Below are 17,260 nucleotides of genomic sequence, written 5' to 3' on the forward strand. Positions count from 1 at the left end.
AATGGTTGAGAGTTTACAGTTAGTCATCATTACTGGTATGAGTGGGGCAGGTAAAACTGTTGCTATGCAAAGTTTTGAGGATATGGGTTTTTTCTGTATCGACAACTTACCACCACGTTTAATACCTAAGTTTTGGGAATTGATTAAAGAATCTGGAAAAGTAACAAAAATTGCTTTAGTAATTGATTTACGTTCACGTGCGTTTTTTGAAGAAATTCAAGATATGTTAGTTGAAATTGAAAATACAAAAATGGTTGATACAAGTGTTATCTTTTTAGATTCTACCGATGAAGAGTTAGTCTCTCGTTATAAAGAAACAAGACGTACTCATCCTCTTGCTATGGATGGTCTTGTAACAGAAGGAATTCGTAAGGAAAGAGGCTTGCTAGAAGAAATTAAAGGTGATGCCCAACTTGTAATTGACACAACTGAACTTAGTCCACGTCAATTGAGAGAAATGTTAATCAAAGAGTATAAAACAACAGAAACAAAAATGTTCCGTGTTGAAATGGTTTCATTCGGTTTTAAATATGGTCTGCCAATTGATGCAGATATTGTAATGGATGTTCGTTTCTTACCTAACCCTCATTATATTGACGAATTACGTCCACAAACAGGTATGGACCAACCGGTTTATGATTATGTGATGAGTTTCCCTGAGACAGAAGAGTTTTATACAAAATTTTATGATTTAGTTAGCAGTATTTTGCCCGGATACAAAAAAGAAGGTAAAACGAGTTTGACTATTGCAATAGGATGTACGGGTGGGCAACATCGTTCGGTTGCTTTAACTGAAAGAGTAGGGAAGGCTTTAGCTGTGGAGTATCCTGTTAATACGACTCATCGTGATAAAGATAAACGCAAAGAGTCGGTGAATCGTTCATGAAAACTTACCGTATAAGAAAGCCTAAAATTGTAGTCATAGGTGGTGGCACGGGACTTCCTGTTATTTTAAAAGGATTACGGGATGAAAGTGCAGATATCACAGCAGTGGTAACAGTTGCCGATGATGGTGGCAGCAGTGGTTCACTTCGTTCGACTATAAATGTTGCCCCTCCTGGAGATTTAAGAAATGTTTTAGTGTCACTTTCTGATATGCCAAAATTATATGAAGATTTATTTCAGTATCGTTTTAATAAAGAAGATAAGTTTTTAGCGAATCATTCATTAGGCAATCTAATTATCGTTGCTCTTGCAGAAATGAAAGGGAGTAGTTACGAGGCGATTCAACTGTTATCTACAATCATGCATATTGAAGGTGCAGTTTATCCTGCTTCGGAAGAACCGTTGACGCTACACGCTGTTTTTGAAGATGGGACAGAAGAGTCTGGGGAATCTAAAATTACGAAACATCGTAAAAAAATCGACCATGTTTACGTGACGAATACGAATAATTCGGAAGAACCACAAGCAGCTCGAAAAGTTATAAAAGCCATAGAAGAAGCAGACATGATCATTTTAGGGCCGGGTAGTTTGTACACAAGTATTTTACCTAATATTATGATTCAAGATATTGGCGATGCTTTGGCGAATGCAAAAGGTGAAGTTGTTTATATTTGTAATATTATGACTCAAAAAGGTGAAACGGAACATTTTTCTGATGCCGATCATGTGAAAGTATTACACGAGCACTTGAATCGTCAATTTATTGATACAGTTTTGGTTAACATTGAAAATGTACCGGAGGGATATATGAATCCTGAAATTTATGATGAGTACTTAGTTCAAGTTAGTCATGATTTCCAAGGATTACGAGAAGAAGGCTGTCGTGTTATTTCTACTGATTTCTTAAAGTTACGTGATGGTGGAGTTTTCCATGATCGTGATAAAGTTGTAGATGAAGTATTTAGATTACTTTATTAAGATAGTAAGCAAAACGAAGAAATGAGGAAACAACGTGTCGTATGCAGCAGATGTAAAAAAAGAACTAACAACACTAGAAGTTCATAAAGAACATGCAAAAGCGGAGTTAGCTGCAATTATCAGAATGAATGGTGCTTTGACATTGTCAAATCGCCATTTTGTACTGAATGTACAGACTGAGAATGCGGCAACAGCTAGACGGATTTACTCATTGCTCAAAGAACATTATGATGTCCAAAGCGAGTTGCTGGTTCGTCGTAAAATGAAGTTGAAGAAAAATAATATCTATATTGTTCGTTTGAAGCAAGATACAGAGCGTATTCTGAATGATTTAGAGATTGTAGAGAATTCAATGTTCACTGATACAGTTTCTCCAAGTATTATGGGGAATGCGCAAAAAATGCGTTCATATTTAAGGGGAGCGTTTTTAGCAGGTGGTTCAGTGAATAATCCGGAAACTAGTCGTTATCATCTTGAGATATATTCATTATACGAGCAACACAGTAAAGATGTTTGCGAGATGATGGTTTATTACAATTTGAATGCGAGAACTCTAGAGCGCCGAAATGGCTATATAACTTACTTAAAAGGTGCGGAAGATATTGCTGATTTTTTAACCTTAATCGGCGCAACAACAAGTATGCTTAAATTTGAAGATATTCGCATTGTTAGGGATATGAGAAATTCAGTTAATCGTATGGTTAACTGTGAGACTGCAAATCTAAGTAAGACGATTAATGCTGCACAAAAACAGATTGATAATATCGAGTATATTGATCAAATGATTGGTTTGAATCACTTGCCACAAAAACTAAAAGAAATTGCAGAGTTACGTTTGGAACATCCGGAAATTAGTTTAAAAGAGCTTGGGGAAATGGTGCCCTCAGGTGCTATTTCTAAATCAGGAATTAATCATCGTATTCGTAAGTTAACTGAGTATGCAGAAAAACTAAGAGAAAATAAACTATAAAACAAAAAGCTTAGTCCATTGTGACTAAGCTTTTTGTTTCTCTAATAAATTTAGAAGTGTTTCATGAGATATACTTTGATCAAAGATATGATTATTGATAACCATTGTAGGTACAAAAGGGATATTGGCTTTTGTTGCCTCTTGCTGAATAATTGAACTGAAATTTTTACGATAATCTTCTTCTAATTTTAAGTCATTTTTAGCATAGTTACTAATATCATTAAATGCTTCAAAATTCCCCCAAGTATTTTGAGTATTATATATGGTAGTAAGTTGTTCTACAGCAAGTTGACCATCAGTTTTTGATATAAAACGGTGCATGATGTTCCCTTTGTCTAGTCCAGGTTTATCTTTATCATATAATTTAATACATCGTTGTAATTTACCTTCTAAAACAAGAGTCATTAATAGTTTGTTATTATCCTCATGCCATTTTTTACAGAAAGGGCAGCGCACATTAATAAGTTCAATAAGTTTAATTGGTGCAGTATCTTGTCCTACTAAAATACCTGTATTATGACTTAAAAATGTCGCATTCATTTTTGATGTATCCATGTGTCACGTCCTTTATTTTTAGTGAGAAAAAAACAACTTAGAGTTTTCTAAGTTGTTTTTGATTAACGGTTAACCATTACATCATCAATTAAGCCATATTCCTTAGCCTGTTCTGCTGACATAAAATTATCACGGTCAGTATCTTGAGCAATTTTTTCAATAGGTTGACCTGTACGTTCTGCTAAAATAGCATTTAAACGTTCACGTGTATTTAGGATATGACGGGCAGCAATTTCAATTTCAGTTGCTTGACCTTGTGCGCCACCTAAAGGTTGGTGAATCATAATTTCTGCATTAGGAAGTGCAAAACGCTTCCCTTTAGTACCAGCGGTTAGTAAGAAACTTCCCATAGATGCAGCCATACCTAATACAATTGTTTGTACATCTGCTTTAACAAAGTTCATTGTGTCGTAAATAGCTAAACCGGCAGATACACTCCCACCTGGTGAATTAATATAAAGGTAGATATCTTTTTCAGAATCTTGTGCATCTAAGAAGAGTAGTTGTGCAATAACAGCATTAGCTACGTTATCATCAATACCACCGCTTAGCATAATGATTCTATCTTTTAATAATCTTGAATAAATGTCATAAGAACGTTCACCACGAGATGATTGTTCAATGACTGTTGGAATTAAATTCATCTGTTTTCCTCCTACATAATAGATCTCTAAACTCTTATTTATTCTAACATAAAGGAAGAAACTTGACCACAATTATACTTTTATGCAATAATTAATATTACAGTAATATAATTTATGTTAAAAAACATTATAATTAACGAACCTTTAATAAAAAATGTAATATAAACGTAATATATATAGTTTTAATGTAATGAATTATGGTAAAATGTTCATAAGAAGGTCGGATAATAAAATAGCTTATAAGCAAAAATGGAGGTCCTGATATGCGTTATTTTAAAATAATAGTCAATCGTGTGTTGTTTTTTGTGTTTTTTATGAGTACATTTACCATCGCTAAAAATTTAATGACAGATTCTGGTTTATTTTCAAATAAAACAGCTATAATTATGTTAGTAACGTCACTAGTGGGGATAATCAATACAATTAATCCATTTGTTATTGGTAAAATAACAAATACTAGGATTAGACCTTCAAACGCTATCTTGCTTCTTATCGCTATTATTACTTTGGCAACGACAGGTGAGCTAACTAAAATGGCGAGTAGTGTAGAAAGAAAAATTACTGGACAAACCCCTAAGTTTGAAAAAGAGATTGCTGAAGAAGTAAAAAAAGAAACAGAGACGAAAAAAACTCAGACTAAGGTTGCAACTGAGGTTACGAAAGAAGTTGGGCATAAAAAGCCTATTGATAAAGAGAAACGTACGAAAGAGCTTTACCAATTATTATCTAAAAAAATAGATAATCTAGAAAAAGATGATGTTAATGGACACTTGAGGTATTCAAGCTCGTATTTAGAAGATAATCATCGTTCCAATCAGGTGTATCCTTATTTAGTTACATCAAGACGTGATGATATGGAAGATTTAACTATGAACTTGTGGATTAGATACTCTTATGCAGGTGATGATGCATTGGATTTACAAAAGTTTACAATTCAAACGGATACGATGGAGTATACGATGGATGCTTATGATGTACGAATAGACCGTGATCTTGGATTACCAAAAGATATTGAAGAAACGGAAGAAACAAAACCTGAAGCAGGAGGGACAACCTGGGAATGGGTTGAGTTCTCGCCTAATTCTGACAAACTTGAAATGCTAAGAGATATGGCAAGTTCGAAACATGTCAGTTTGCATTATAAAGGCAGAGAAGGTTCTGAAAGTAGAGAATTGAAAGAAGTCGAATTAGTCGCGTTGAGACAAGTTTTACAGGTTTACGATATATTTTTAGAAGCTAATTTATAATTGTCTAAATAAAAAACACTTTACAGATTATCTAGTGATAATCTGTAAAGTGTTTTTTTACTAAATATTATTATAATTAGTAGTCATCAATTATGCGATGTACTGCTTATTGACTTATAGTAAATTGAAGTGAGTTGTCATAAATATAAACATCTTTTTCCATTTTATCACCGGAATTGGTTTTCCGGTAGTAAATAAGACATTCAACTTTTTCGTGATTTGAAAGTCTGCCTAATAGTAAGTCAGCATTTGCAATAACTTCTTCAAGATTTTCTATAGCTGTCGGATCACTAGAATTAAGTGCTTCTTTCTTTTGATCTGTAAGAAGTGATTTAGATGCCGTTATTCTCTTTGTAAGTTTTTCTGGATTAGTTATTTCTGTAGAAGGTTTGCCAAGTTTTTCAATGATTTCTTGTTTAGTTTCTAAAGAACTAAGGACTTGTATCTTTTCTTCAGATAAATAGATTTTTTTTTCAGGTGAAATTAACCCACATCCTGTCAAGAAAAGTGTAAAGATTAGGCTTAGTGTTACTAGTAGTTTGTTCATTTTAATCTCCTTGAATTATAAAATAGAGTTGAAAATTAATTTATTTTTAACTCTATTTTATAATAGCATATTAAATAGGACAGTATATGAACTTTTTTCGAAAAATAAAAAAACCTAAACTTTAGTTTAGGTTTTAGTCTAAAGAGCCAGCAGATAAGCCGTCAATTGATGAAATACGTAAAGCAAATGCAGCAAGGGTTGTTTTATTCCCACTTGCTAGTGATTTGATTGTTACGTCTTCTAAATATAGGTAAGTTGGTTCGATTGTAAAAATTTCATCAACTGAAAGCTCTTCTTTAGCATCTTTTGTACGAATGCTAATGCTTGCTGCTGCGATATCAAATAGAGGATTACTATTATCTGAATCTTTATCTGCTACAAGTTTTGGGTCATCATCTGGAACAACAAATCCTGAAATAATAGTTTCTCCAACAAAAAATAACGGTTTATTATTACCTAATTGTTTTTTACACATACTTGATGTTAAATGGGCCATATGATGTGTATAATCATTATCTTTATAAATCATATTATTATCCGTCCTTCCGTCTTTCTGTACTAATTATACCTTGTTGAGTAAAACTAAACAATAAATCGAAAAAAAGACCTAAATAATACCTATTTTACGAAATTAGTTCATGGAGAGTAAAAGTAGGGAAAAAGGCAACTTTGTGTTAAAATGACATTATGAAACATAAAAAACTAGCCGACACAAGTCGACTAGTTTTTGCTATTATAATAAAAATACACCCTAAGGGAATCGAACCCCTGTCTCAAGAACCGGAATCTTGTGTGATATCCACTACACTAAGGGTGCAAGTACAGTGACCATTTTAGCGAATATTAAATGAAATAGCAAGGACTTATAGAGAACAAGAACTATATGTGTTAATTTACTGAAAGGAGATCCGTATGAAATTATTTCAAGGTATGACCCAAAAGCAATCGCAAACTCAAAAAATGGCTATGACACAGCAAATGCAACAATCCATTCAAATGTTGCAGTATAATTCAGATGAACTTCAACATTTTTTAGAAAATAAAGCGTTGGAAAACCCTTTAATGGATGTAGTAGTTGAAGGTGAATTTTATGAACAACCTGTGAAAACATCGTCTAAGGCATCCGCTCAAACAGAGGAAACGAATTATTTGAACCAAATTCCAGACAATAGACTTTCTTTATTTGAATCATTATTAGAACAAATCCATTTGAATTATCGAGATACTCCAATTAGACAGACAATGATCTATTTGGCAGAATTTATTGATATAAATGGTTATTTATCTATAGATTTAAATGATGTTGCGAGTGCAACAGGAGTGTCATATATTCAAGTTGTAGATGCATTGACTTTACTGCAACAATTAGACCCCCCAGGAATAGCAGCTAGAGACTTACAAGAATGTTTATTGTTACAAATAGAAAGAGATAATGGAGCTCCAAATTTAGCATACCTGGTAATCGAAGAAGAGTTTGAAAATTTTGCTAATCGTAAATGGCAAGCTATTGCTAAAAAATATGAGATAAGCTTAGGTGCTATCCAGAAAATTTACGATTTTGTTCAGTTATTAAGCCCTAACCCAGGAGCTGCATATGGAGAAACCATTCAGCAATACATTCGCCCAGATTTGATTGTTAAAAAAACAGAAGAAGGATTAGAAGTTAGTTCAACGCGCACATCTTTTCCTACGGTTAATTTTCAACAACAGTATTTTGATAGAATGAAGCAGACTGGCGATCAGGAAGTTGATACTTATCTAAAAGAGAAAAAAGCAGAGTTTGAGTGGATAAAAAAAAGCGTGACACAACGAGGAGACACTATTTTAAAAGTGGGCATGGAGATTGTAAATCGTCAACGGGATTTCTTCTTAGAAGAAGGCAGACGTTTAAAACCTCTCATGTTAAAAGAAATTGCAGAAGAGCTGAGTGTGCATGAATCTACAATTAGCCGATCTGTAAATGGCAAATATTTAGAAACATCTTTTGGAATTTTCGAATTACGGTCGTTCTTCACGACAGGATTAAGTGATCAAAATAGTGAGGAGGATGTCTCCGCTTCAGATGCGAAAAGCCTAATCGACCAATTGATAAAAAATGAGAATAAAGGAAAACCATTATCTGATCAAAAGTTAGTAGCTCTTTTACAAGTAGAAGGAATAGAACTATCTAGGAGAACGGTAGCTAAATACCGAGATGCCCTTGGGATTCCATCATCGAGTAAACGTAAACGGTTTGATGATTAAGTATTTTAGGTGATGGATACTCTAAATGCGTACCCCTTTATTTCACAAAGAATAGTATAGAACAGCAAGCCTGAATAAGGCTTGTTGTTTTTTCTTGCTAAAAATTAAAAAGGGTGTTAAACTATATGTGTAAGTTAGTTGAGAGCGAATTGTAAGTGTATAATTCAATTTCACCTTTTTTTTAAAGTTGATGGGTCGCTGAATGACACACTGGGTCGTTTGAAGTCCCACGAAGGAGTATAGTAATGGAAAACCAACTAGAATTAATTGAAGCAATTGCCCCTGATACGATGCAAGTCGTACAAGAACGGTATCTTGTTTTAAAGAATATCGATTGGATGGCTCCTGTTGGCAGAAGAACCTTAGCTTTGAAATTAGGTTTAACAGAACGTGTATTACGTACTGAAACAGACTTACTTAAGAACTTAGGTCTTATTGATGCATCTAAGAGTGGTATGACAATCACCCCGAAAGGGAAAAGCGTTATGCTAGGATTAGAATCGCTTATGGGCCAATATTCAGGAATGAAACAGAAAGAACGACAAGTTGCAGATTACTTTGACATTGAAAAATGTGTGATTGTCGCTGGTAACAGCGATGACGAAGATAAGGTACTTGCGAGCTTTGGTTTGATGGTTTCAGAGTCACTTCGAACGATACTGCCAGATAAAGAGAATGTCATTGCCGTTATGGGTGGCACGACGATGGCTGCTGTTGCAGAAAATATGACCGTCCTGGATCATAAACTTAGTAATAATATTTTCGTGCCAGCGCGCGGAGGAATTGGAGAGTCGGTTGGTATCCAAGCGAACTCAGTCAGTTCTACGATGGCTGCTAAAACAGGTGGCACATCACGACCACTTTACGTACCAGAAAGGGTAAGTAAGGAAACGTATCAATCATTACTACAAGAACCATTCGTTCAACAAGTATTAGGATTGATTGATGAATCAACGTGTGTGATTCACAGTATTGGTCGAGCGTTACATATGGCCGAAAGAAGAGGCATGTCTGAAGAAGAATTTGTGATGTTGAAAGAATCAGGAGCAGTTGGGGAGTCATTTGGCTATTTCTTCGATAAAGAAGGGAATGTCGTGTATAAGATTCCACGTATTGGCTTACAGTTAGATGATTTGGAAAAAGTTCCTTATATTCTAGCAGTTGCTGGTGGCGCTAAAAAAGCCCGCGCAATTAAAGCTTATATGAAACATGCCCCAAAACAAACATGGCTAATTACAGATGAAAGTGCCGCAAATGAGATTTTAAAAGAGGAAACTCTTTAAAATAAAAATAATTTTGATTTTCATAAGGAGGAAATCTCACATGACAGTAACAGTAGGGATTAATGGATTTGGACGTATCGGACGCTTAGCTTTCCGTCGTATCCAAGAAGTAGAAGGTATTGAAGTAGTAGCAATCAACGATTTAACAGATGCTAAACAATTAGCTCACTTATTAAAATATGATACAACTCAAGGCCGTTTCAACGGTGAAGTTGAAGTTAAAGAAGATCATTTCTTAGTTAACGGAAAAGAAGTTAAAACATTAGCTAATGCTAACCCAGCAGAATTACCATGGGGCGAGCTAGGTGTTGATATCGTTTTAGAATGTACTGGATTCTTTACTTCTAAAGAAAAAGCTGAAGCTCACTTACAAGGTGGAGCTAAACGTGTTGTTATCTCAGCACCAGGCGGAAACGACGTACCAACAGTAGTATTCAATACTAACCACGACATCTTAACAGGTGAAGAAACAGTTATCTCAGGTGCTTCATGTACTACTAACTGTCTAGCTCCTATGGCTGACGTTTTAAACAAAGAATTTGGTGTTGTTGAAGGTTTAATGACAACTATCCACGCTTACACAGGTGACCAAAATACTTTAGATGCTCCTCACAAAGGCGGAGACTTACGTCGTGCCCGTGCAGCAGCTGAAAACATCATTCCTAACACAACTGGTGCTGCTAAAGCTATCGGCTTAGTAATCCCAGAATTAAACGGTAAATTAGACGGAGCAGCTCAACGTGTTCCTGTAGCAACTGGTTCATTAACTGAATTAGTAACTATCTTAGACAAAAAAGTAACTGTTGAAGAAGTTAATGCAGCTATGAAAGCAGCAGCTAACGAATCTTACGGTTACACAGCTGACCCAATCGTTTCTTCAGATATCGTAGGTATGACTTACGGATCATTATTCGACGAAACACAAACTAAAGTTATGTCTGTTGGCGATCAACAATTAGTTAAAACTGTTGCTTGGTATGATAACGAAATGTCATACACTGCTCAATTAGTTCGTACTTTAGAATACTTTGCTAAATTAGGTTAATTAACTGTTCTAACGAATTGTAATTAATTTACTACATAAGGCGGGGAAGCATCGCGCTTCCTCGCTTTTTTATTTCAATGATAGACATGAGGAGGAAAACAACTATGGCAAAATTAACTGTTAAAGATTTAGCCTTAAAAGGTAAAAAAGTTTTAGTTCGTGTGGACTTCAACGTACCTTTAAAAGATGGCGTAATCACAAATGATAACCGTATTTCAGCAGCACTTCCAACAATCCAACACATCACTACTGAGGGTGGGAAAGCAATTTTATTCTCACATTTAGGTCGTGTTAAAGAAGAAGCTGACAAAGAGGGTAAATCACTTGCACCAGTTGCGAAAGCATTATCTGATAAATTAGGTAAAGAAGTTGTTTTCGTACCAGGCGTAACTCGTGGAGAAGCTTTAGAAACTGCAATTAACAACTTACCAGAAGGTGGCGTTTTATTAGTTGAAAACACACGTTTTGAAGATGTTGATGGTAAAAAAGAATCTAAAAATGATTCTGAATTAGGAAAATACTGGGCATCTTTAGGCGATGGCATCTTTGTAAATGACGCTTTCGGAACAGCTCACCGCGCTCATGCTTCAAACGTTGGTATCTCATCAAACGTTTCTCAAGCAGCAGCAGGTTTCTTAATGGAAAATGAAATCAAATTTATCAAAGAAGCAGTTGAAGCGCCAGTTCGCCCATTCGTAGCGATTTTAGGTGGTTCAAAAGTATCAGATAAAATTGGTGTTATTGAAAACTTAATCGAAAAAGCTGATAAAGTTATCGTTGGTGGTGGAATGACTTATACATTCTTCGCTGCTAAAGGTATCGAGATTGGTGATTCATTAGTTGAATTAGATAAAGTAGAATTAGCTAAAACATTGATCGAAAAAGCTGGCGATAAATTAGTATTACCAGTAGACTCAATCGAAGCTAACGCTTTTGCTGGCTACACTGAAGTTAAAGCAACTGAAGGTGAAGCTGTAGACAAAGGATTCTTAGGCTTAGATATCGGTCCTAAATCTATCGAATTGTTTGAAAAAACAATTGAAGGTGCTAAAACTGTTGTTTGGAATGGTCCTATGGGCGTATTCGAAAACGAAGATTTTGCTAAAGGAACAATCTCAGTTATGGATGCTATTGCAGCTCAAGAAGGTGCAACATCAATCATCGGTGGAGGAGATTCAGCAGCTGCTGCAATCAACTTAGGCCGTGCTGATAAATTCTCATGGATTTCAACTGGTGGCGGAGCTTCTCTAGAATTATTAGAAGGTAAAGACTTACCAGGTTTAACTGCGTTAACTGAAAAGTAAACGACACTAAATAATAGGCCGTTGTCCTATAAGTTATTTTAACTTATAGGACGATAGCTATATAAAGGGAGATCATATAAATGCGTAAACCAATTATTGCCGGAAACTGGAAAATGAACAAAACTGCTTCAGAAGCAATTGCTTTCGTTGAAGCTGTTAAAAATAACATCCCTGCTAACTCAGCAGTAGATTCAGTAGTAGGATCACCTGCTTTATTCTTACAAAGTTTAGCTGAAGCAGCTAAAGGAACTGAATTAAAAGTTTCAGCTCAAAACTGCTATTTCGAAAATGCTGGTGCATTCACTGGTGAAAACTCACCTGCAGCTATTGCTGACTTAGGTGTACAATATGTTATTATCGGACATTCAGAACGTCGTGAGTACTTCCACGAAACTGATGAAGACATCAATAAAAAAGCTAAAGCAATCATTGCTAATGGTATGACTCCAATCGTATGTTGTGGTGAAACATTAGAACAGCGTGAAGCTGGCGAAACAGCTGCATGGATTAAAGGTCAAGTTGAAAATGGATTAGATGGTTTAACTAACGAGCAAGTCGCTAACTTAGTTGTAGCTTACGAACCAATCTGGGCTATCGGTACTGGTAAATCATCATCAGCTGCTGATGCAAACGAAACATGTGGCGTTGTTCGTGAAACAATTGCTAACAAATTTGGTCAAGAAGTTGCCGATAAAGTACGTATCCAATACGGCGGTAGCGTTAAACCAGAAAACATTAAAGAGTATATGGCTGAAGAACATATTGATGGAGCTTTAGTAGGTGGAGCAGCTTTAGAAGCTGATTCATTCTTAGCTTTATTGGAGGCTGTAAAATAGTATGAGTAAAGCACCTGTAGCAATCATCATTCTTGATGGTTTTGGTCTACGTGACGAAACTGTCGGAAATGCTGTGGCACAAGCCAACAAACCAAACTTCGACCGTTACTGGAATGAGTTCCCAACTAGTTCGCTTAAAGCTGCTGGTTTAGATGTTGGTCTTCCAGAAGGCCAAATGGGTAACTCTGAAGTAGGTCATTCAAATATTGGGGCTGGACGTATTGTTTATCAAAGCTTAACAAGAATTGATAAATCAATTGCTGACGGAGAATTCCCTGGAAATGAAGCATTAGTTAACGCTATGGATCATGCTATTGAAAATGATTCTGCTCTTCATTTATTCGGGTTATTATCTGACGGTGGTGTTCATAGTCACCAAAACCACCTTTACGCTTTACTTGAAACAGCTAAAGCAAAAGGTGTTAAGAAAACTTACGTGCACGCATTCTTAGATGGCCGTGATGTTGCACCAACATCTGGTTTAGATTTCATGAAAGCATTAGTTGCTAAAATGGAAGAATTAAACTACGGAGAAATCGCAACTGTATCAGGTCGTTTCTATGCAATGGACCGTGACAAACGTTGGGAACGTGTTGAAAAAGCATACAATGCATTAGTATTAGGCGAAGGTAATCAAGCAACTGATCCAGTAGCTGCTATCGAAGCATCATATGCTGAAGGCGTTAATGACGAATTCTTCATTCCAACTGTTATTGTTAAAGACGGAGAGCCTGTAGCGAAAGTTAGCGATAATGATGCTGTTATCTTCTTTAACTTCCGTCCTGACCGTGCGATCCAATTATCAAATGCATTCACTGACGTTGAATGGGATAACTTTGAACGTAAAAATCATTTAACAAACATCAAGTTTGTAACAATGACATTATACAATCCAAGTATTGTAGCAGAAGTTGCATATCCTCCAATGGAAATGAAAAACGTTATTGGTGAAGTCTTGTCTAACAATGGCTTAAAACAATTACGTATTGCTGAAACTGAAAAATACCCTCACGTTACTTTCTTTATGAATGGTGGACGTAATGAGGAATTTGAAGGGGAAAGTCGTACACTAATTAACTCACCTAAAGTTGAAACATATGATTTAAAACCTGAGATGAGCGCTTATGAAGTAACTGATTCATTAGTTGCTGATATCGAAAACGATAAATTCGATGCTATCATCTTAAACTTCGCTAACCCTGATATGGTTGGTCACTCTGGTATGTTAGAGCCGACTATTAAAGCTATTGAAGCGGTTGATGAAAACTTAGGTCGTGTTGTAGATGGTATCTTGGCTAAAGATGGTTATGCGATTATCTTTGCTGACCACGGTAACTCTGAAACAATGTCAACACCAGAAGGTAATCCACATACTGCACATACAACTGTGCCAGTTCCTGTGATTGTGACTAAAAAAGGTGTTGAATTACGTACAGACGGCCGTTTAGCTGATGTAGCTCCAACAATGTTAGACTTATTAGGCGTTGAGAAACCAGCTGAAATGACTGGTGAATCATTAATAAAAAAATAAACTTGAAAACACTTGAAAATAACAGTGAAAAATTGCAAGTTTAACGAAAAACCATTATGATAGAGAAGAGAGATAAAACTCTCTACTTATCATAATAACCAAACTTACTAACTATGGTAGAAATACCTTAGCTATAAATTGAAACCTCAAAGGAGAGCCGTTATTCTTGTTACGAAGTAACTTAGAGATAAGGGACATCGACTAGAGGAATTTGATTAACCAAACTTACTAACTATGGTAGAAATACCTTAGCTATAAATTGAAACCTCAAAGGAGAGAAATAAAAATGTCAATTATTACAGACGTATACGCACGCGAAGTCCTAGACTCACGTGGTAACCCAACAATCGAAGTAGAAGTTTACACAGAAAGCGGAGCTTTCGGCCGTGGAATGGTTCCTTCAGGCGCTTCAACTGGTGAATACGAAGCAGTTGAATTACGTGATGGCGATAAAGACCGTTACTTAGGTAAAGGTGTTTCTCAAGCAGTAGATAACGTAAACAATGTTATTGCTGAAGCTCTTATCGGTTTCGATGTTAGAGATCAAATGGATATCGACAAATTAATGATCGAATTAGACGGTACTCCAAACAAAGCTAAATTAGGTGCTAACGCTATTTTAGGTGTGTCAATTGCATGTGCTCGCGCTGCTGCTGACTTCTTAGAAATGCCTTTATACCACTACTTAGGCGGATTCAACACTAAAGTATTACCAACTCCAATGATGAACATCATCAACGGTGGCTCACATGCTGACAACAGCATTGACTTCCAAGAGTTCATGATCATGCCAGTTGGCGCTCCAACTTTCAAAGAAGCTTTACGTATGGGTGCTGAAGTATTCCATGCATTAGCTAAAATTCTTAAATCTAAAGGTTTATCTACAGCTGTAGGTGACGAAGGTGGATTTGCTCCTAACTTAGGTTCAAACGAAGAAGGATTCGAAGTAATCATGGAAGCTATCGAAGCTGCTGGATACAAACCAGGAACTGACGTAGTATTAGCTATGGATGCTGCTTCATCAGAATTCTACGATAAAGAAAAAGGTGTTTACGTTTTAGCTGATTCAGGCGAAGGCGAAAAAACTACTGAAGAAATGGTTGCATTATATGCTGACCTTTGCGAAAAATACCCATTAATCTCAATCGAAGATGGATTAGATGAAAATGACTGGGATGGTTTCAAAAAATTAACTGAAGTATTAGGCGACAAAGTACAATTAGTTGGTGACGATTTATTCGTAACAAACACAACTAAATTAGCTGAAGGTATCGAAAAAGGTATTGCTAACTCAATCCTAATCAAAGTTAACCAAATCGGTACTCTAACAGAAACTTTCGAAGCTATCGAAATGGCTAAAGAAGCTGGCTACACTGCAGTAGTTTCTCACCGTTCTGGTGAAACTGAAGATGCGACTATCGCTGACATCGCTGTTGCGACAAATGCTGGTCAAATCAAAACTGGTTCATTAAGCCGTACTGACCGTATTGCTAAATACAACCAATTATTAAGAATTGAAGATCAATTAGGCGATACTGCTCAATACAAAGGTCTTAAATCTTTCTACAACTTAAAAAATAAATAATCATTAATGATTGTTAACCTCATCCTATTTTGGATGAGGTTTTTTTGTTACTAGAAGGAAGCAGAAAAATAGTAATAATCAGTTCAAAATAAAGTTTTTTTAAATCGTAATTATTAAGGTATCTAATGTTACACTGAGGTTGTAGTTGATGAAAGGAGAGATTATTATGGTATTTAATGAAAGAAAAGTCGATCGTCTTTTAAAAATTTTTACTGTTCTTATGCCAACGTCTTTTACATTTTTTGTTATTATTGATAATATTTTTTTCGCTTGGGATGATAATTTTCAATTTGTTAAGCATGTGATGTCGATGGATACGGTTAATAGTGTTGTGGGTTGGCGTAATTTTGATACTCCTATAATTTGGAAGACCGCCTACACGCTTTTGATTTGTTTTGAAACAGCTACCTTCTTTATTGGGGTATATGCTTTGATCAGATTATTAAAAGCTTTAAACAAAGATAGTGATGCCTTCTTTAAAGCTAAATTATGGGGATATCTGACCTTTATATTCACGCTTCTTATTTGGTTTTTTGGATTTATCGATATTGGTGGTGAGTGGTTTAAGATGTGGCTGTCTCCTTCGTGGAACGGTCAACCTATCGCGATGTGGCTTTCAATTTTATTTTCAGTACTGTTAGTTATTTTTCATCAACCAGAGCGTGATTAGTATAGATAATAAAAAAGCTCAACCTATAAAATGGTTGAGCTTTTTTTGTTGCTTAAATGAAGTTTTTACCATCTTCATAGTAGTTGGCTTCTTCTAACGTATTGAAAATGAGTGTGATTTCTTTTTCCTGATTATAGGTTGTGTTTAGAGCGTTATAAAGATATGCAGCTAGTTTATTTTGAACATCTTGACTACGTTTGAACCAACTAATTTCAATAAAGATACTATCAGAGGTTATATCTTTTTGTTGGAAAAAAATTTTATTTTCTACATGTTCAAAAGTAATCCAATCTTCTGGGCAGTCGATAATTTCGGCACTTTTAGTTACAAGTTCTTGTGATAATTTTTTGACATCTTCAACTGGAATATTTTTAAATATAAATCTAGGCATAGAAAGCCTCCTTAGTTTTATTATTACAGTTGAATTATATATCATAGTAGTAAAAAAATAAAATTTTTTTGAAGTGTTTGAAGTGATGTAATTCTTAATGTAAAAAAGGAACCGGCTTGCAAAAAAAGAAGTTTTTTAAAATAACTTAAAAATATTCAGATGAATTTGTAGTCACTGATATGTTGAAGGTTATGACTCAAGTAAAACTAATTTTGAGAATTCTTTATAGAAATACAAAGGGGTATTAATCTATGTAATAATTTAAAATTAACTCAAAGGAGCTTCCCATAAATTACTGGTCAAACAATGGTTGATTGTAAAAAAATCAAATTTTTCATTAGAAAAAGGGAAAGAAAATTAAAAAAAGATTAGAAATAAAAAAGGCAAAACATTCTGAAAAGAGGAGAGGACTTTTTTTGGCAAAATTATCCTATTCTATTTTCATTAAAGGTACATTATGAACGAATAAGCAAATTTGATGTTATATGTGACTAATATTTCAATGATTATTTTATGTAATATTGACAAAAAAAATCCATTTTTAT

The 17,260-nt window shown here is 35.1% G+C and carries 17 protein-coding genes and 1 tRNA gene; 12 read left to right on the plus strand and 6 right to left on the minus strand.

What is annotated here, in order from left to right; translation table 11 throughout:
* The first annotated feature begins 1 nt into the window (after position 1).
* From rapZ to whiA, 3 genes are read left to right on the plus strand one after another with little or no spacing between them, the layout of a single operon-like run.
* Positions 2–886, plus strand: a complete 885-nt coding sequence (gene rapZ, locus OL233_RS08460) for an RNase adapter RapZ (RefSeq protein ID WP_275471892.1) — start codon at positions 2–4, stop codon at positions 884–886.
* Positions 883–1,863 (plus strand): gluconeogenesis factor YvcK family protein, encoded by a 981-nt coding sequence (locus tag OL233_RS08465; protein ID WP_275471893.1) that lies wholly within the window; start codon positions 883–885, stop codon positions 1,861–1,863. Before rapZ ends, OL233_RS08465 begins: the two co-directional genes overlap by 4 nt.
* 34 nt (positions 1,864–1,897) lie before the next feature.
* Positions 1,898–2,833, plus strand: a complete 936-nt coding sequence (gene whiA / locus OL233_RS08470; RefSeq protein WP_275471894.1) for a DNA-binding protein WhiA — start codon at positions 1,898–1,900, stop codon at positions 2,831–2,833.
* A gap of 24 nt (positions 2,834–2,857) precedes the next feature.
* Here the strand turns inward: whiA and OL233_RS08475 are convergent, their stop codons facing one another.
* Together OL233_RS08475 and clpP are read right to left on the minus strand one after the other, a co-directional pair.
* The gene (locus tag OL233_RS08475; RefSeq protein WP_275471895.1) at positions 2,858–3,388 is read right to left on the minus strand and encodes a thioredoxin domain-containing protein; all 531 of its coding nucleotides are present in this window, start codon (positions 3,386–3,388) and stop codon (positions 2,858–2,860) included.
* Positions 3,389–3,450: 62 nt separating this feature from the next.
* The gene (clpP, locus tag OL233_RS08480; RefSeq protein ID WP_275471896.1) at positions 3,451–4,032 is read right to left on the minus strand and encodes an ATP-dependent Clp endopeptidase proteolytic subunit ClpP; all 582 of its coding nucleotides are present in this window, start codon (positions 4,030–4,032) and stop codon (positions 3,451–3,453) included.
* A gap of 263 nt (positions 4,033–4,295) precedes the next feature.
* Here clpP and OL233_RS08485 point away from each other — a divergent pair, with 263 nt between their 5' ends.
* Entirely contained in the window at positions 4,296–5,279 is a 984-nt protein-coding gene (locus tag OL233_RS08485) for a hypothetical protein (protein WP_275471897.1), read from the plus strand.
* Between the two features lie 106 nt (positions 5,280–5,385).
* On the opposite strand, the gene OL233_RS08490 is transcribed toward OL233_RS08485, so the two are convergent.
* The 3 genes from OL233_RS08490 to OL233_RS08500 all read right to left on the minus strand — a co-directional run bounded on the left by OL233_RS08490 (position 5,386) and on the right by OL233_RS08500 (position 6,643).
* Positions 5,386–5,826: a hypothetical protein gene (locus OL233_RS08490; protein ID WP_275471898.1), complete on the minus strand. Its 441-nt coding sequence runs from the start codon at positions 5,824–5,826 to the stop codon at positions 5,386–5,388.
* 133 nt (positions 5,827–5,959) lie between these two features.
* Positions 5,960–6,355, minus strand: a complete 396-nt coding sequence (locus OL233_RS08495; protein ID WP_275471899.1) for a hypothetical protein — start codon at positions 6,353–6,355, stop codon at positions 5,960–5,962.
* Between the two features lie 216 nt (positions 6,356–6,571).
* Positions 6,572–6,643: transfer RNA gene (locus tag OL233_RS08500), tRNA-Arg, on the minus strand.
* Between the two features lie 95 nt (positions 6,644–6,738).
* Between OL233_RS08500 and rpoN the strand changes: the two genes are divergently transcribed.
* From rpoN to OL233_RS08540, 8 genes are all read left to right on the plus strand, one after another.
* Positions 6,739–8,070, plus strand: a complete 1,332-nt coding sequence (gene rpoN, locus OL233_RS08505; RefSeq protein ID WP_275471900.1) for an RNA polymerase factor sigma-54 — start codon at positions 6,739–6,741, stop codon at positions 8,068–8,070.
* Between the two features lie 245 nt (positions 8,071–8,315).
* Entirely contained in the window at positions 8,316–9,353 is a 1,038-nt protein-coding gene (locus tag OL233_RS08510) for a sugar-binding transcriptional regulator (protein WP_275471901.1), read from the plus strand.
* A gap of 40 nt (positions 9,354–9,393) precedes the next feature.
* Positions 9,394–10,398, plus strand: a complete 1,005-nt coding sequence (gap, locus tag OL233_RS08515; RefSeq protein WP_126829805.1) for a type I glyceraldehyde-3-phosphate dehydrogenase — start codon at positions 9,394–9,396, stop codon at positions 10,396–10,398.
* 104 nt (positions 10,399–10,502) lie between these two features.
* A complete protein-coding gene (locus OL233_RS08520) occupies positions 10,503–11,702 on the plus strand; it encodes a phosphoglycerate kinase (protein WP_275471902.1) in 1,200 nt (399 codons plus the stop codon).
* A gap of 80 nt (positions 11,703–11,782) precedes the next feature.
* On the plus strand, positions 11,783–12,538 hold the full coding sequence (gene tpiA, locus OL233_RS08525; RefSeq protein WP_126829809.1) for a triose-phosphate isomerase: 756 nt from the start codon (positions 11,783–11,785) through the stop codon (positions 12,536–12,538).
* A 1-nt stretch (position 12,539) separates the two neighbouring features.
* Positions 12,540–14,069, plus strand: a complete 1,530-nt coding sequence (gene gpmI / locus OL233_RS08530; RefSeq protein ID WP_275471903.1) for a 2,3-bisphosphoglycerate-independent phosphoglycerate mutase — start codon at positions 12,540–12,542, stop codon at positions 14,067–14,069.
* 286 nt (positions 14,070–14,355) lie between these two features.
* A complete protein-coding gene (gene eno / locus OL233_RS08535) occupies positions 14,356–15,654 on the plus strand; it encodes a phosphopyruvate hydratase (RefSeq protein WP_126829813.1) in 1,299 nt (432 codons plus the stop codon).
* 166 nt (positions 15,655–15,820) lie between these two features.
* Entirely contained in the window at positions 15,821–16,324 is a 504-nt protein-coding gene (locus OL233_RS08540; protein WP_275471904.1) for a DUF2165 domain-containing protein, read from the plus strand.
* Positions 16,325–16,376: 52 nt separating this feature from the next.
* On the opposite strand, the gene OL233_RS08545 is transcribed toward OL233_RS08540, so the two are convergent.
* On the minus strand, positions 16,377–16,715 hold the full coding sequence (locus OL233_RS08545) for a DUF1904 family protein (RefSeq protein ID WP_275471905.1): 339 nt from the start codon (positions 16,713–16,715) through the stop codon (positions 16,377–16,379).
* Positions 16,716–17,260: the final 545 nt, after the last annotated feature.

It is taken from the genome of Vagococcus proximus (assembly GCF_029143285.1).
In the GTDB taxonomy this organism is placed as follows: Bacteria; Bacillota; Bacilli; order Lactobacillales; family Vagococcaceae; genus Vagococcus_D; species Vagococcus_D proximus.

Bases quoted from the DNA above. Each gene is read 5' to 3' on its own strand.
- eno (WP_126829813.1), top strand. From the start codon at position 14,356: ATGTCAATTATTACAGACGTATACGCACGCGAAGTCCTAGACTCACGT.
- clpP (WP_275471896.1), bottom strand. From the start codon at position 4,032: ATGAATTTAATTCCAACAGTCATTGAACAATCATCTCGTGGTGAACGT.
- OL233_RS08510 (WP_275471901.1), top strand. From the start codon at position 8,316: ATGGAAAACCAACTAGAATTAATTGAAGCAATTGCCCCTGATACGATG.
- OL233_RS08475 (WP_275471895.1), bottom strand. From the start codon at position 3,388: ATGGATACATCAAAAATGAATGCGACATTTTTAAGTCATAATACAGGT.
- OL233_RS08495 (WP_275471899.1), bottom strand. From the start codon at position 6,355: ATGATTTATAAAGATAATGATTATACACATCATATGGCCCATTTAACA.
- OL233_RS08490 (WP_275471898.1), bottom strand. From the start codon at position 5,826: ATGAACAAACTACTAGTAACACTAAGCCTAATCTTTACACTTTTCTTG.
- OL233_RS08465 (WP_275471893.1), top strand. From the start codon at position 883: ATGAAAACTTACCGTATAAGAAAGCCTAAAATTGTAGTCATAGGTGGT.
- rapZ (WP_275471892.1), top strand. From the start codon at position 2: ATGGTTGAGAGTTTACAGTTAGTCATCATTACTGGTATGAGTGGGGCA.
- OL233_RS08485 (WP_275471897.1), top strand. From the start codon at position 4,296: ATGCGTTATTTTAAAATAATAGTCAATCGTGTGTTGTTTTTTGTGTTT.
- gap (WP_126829805.1), top strand. From the start codon at position 9,394: ATGACAGTAACAGTAGGGATTAATGGATTTGGACGTATCGGACGCTTA.
- OL233_RS08545 (WP_275471905.1), bottom strand. From the start codon at position 16,715: ATGCCTAGATTTATATTTAAAAATATTCCAGTTGAAGATGTCAAAAAA.
- OL233_RS08520 (WP_275471902.1), top strand. From the start codon at position 10,503: ATGGCAAAATTAACTGTTAAAGATTTAGCCTTAAAAGGTAAAAAAGTT.
- gpmI (WP_275471903.1), top strand. From the start codon at position 12,540: ATGAGTAAAGCACCTGTAGCAATCATCATTCTTGATGGTTTTGGTCTA.
- rpoN (WP_275471900.1), top strand. From the start codon at position 6,739: ATGAAATTATTTCAAGGTATGACCCAAAAGCAATCGCAAACTCAAAAA.
- tpiA (WP_126829809.1), top strand. From the start codon at position 11,783: ATGCGTAAACCAATTATTGCCGGAAACTGGAAAATGAACAAAACTGCT.
- OL233_RS08540 (WP_275471904.1), top strand. From the start codon at position 15,821: ATGGTATTTAATGAAAGAAAAGTCGATCGTCTTTTAAAAATTTTTACT.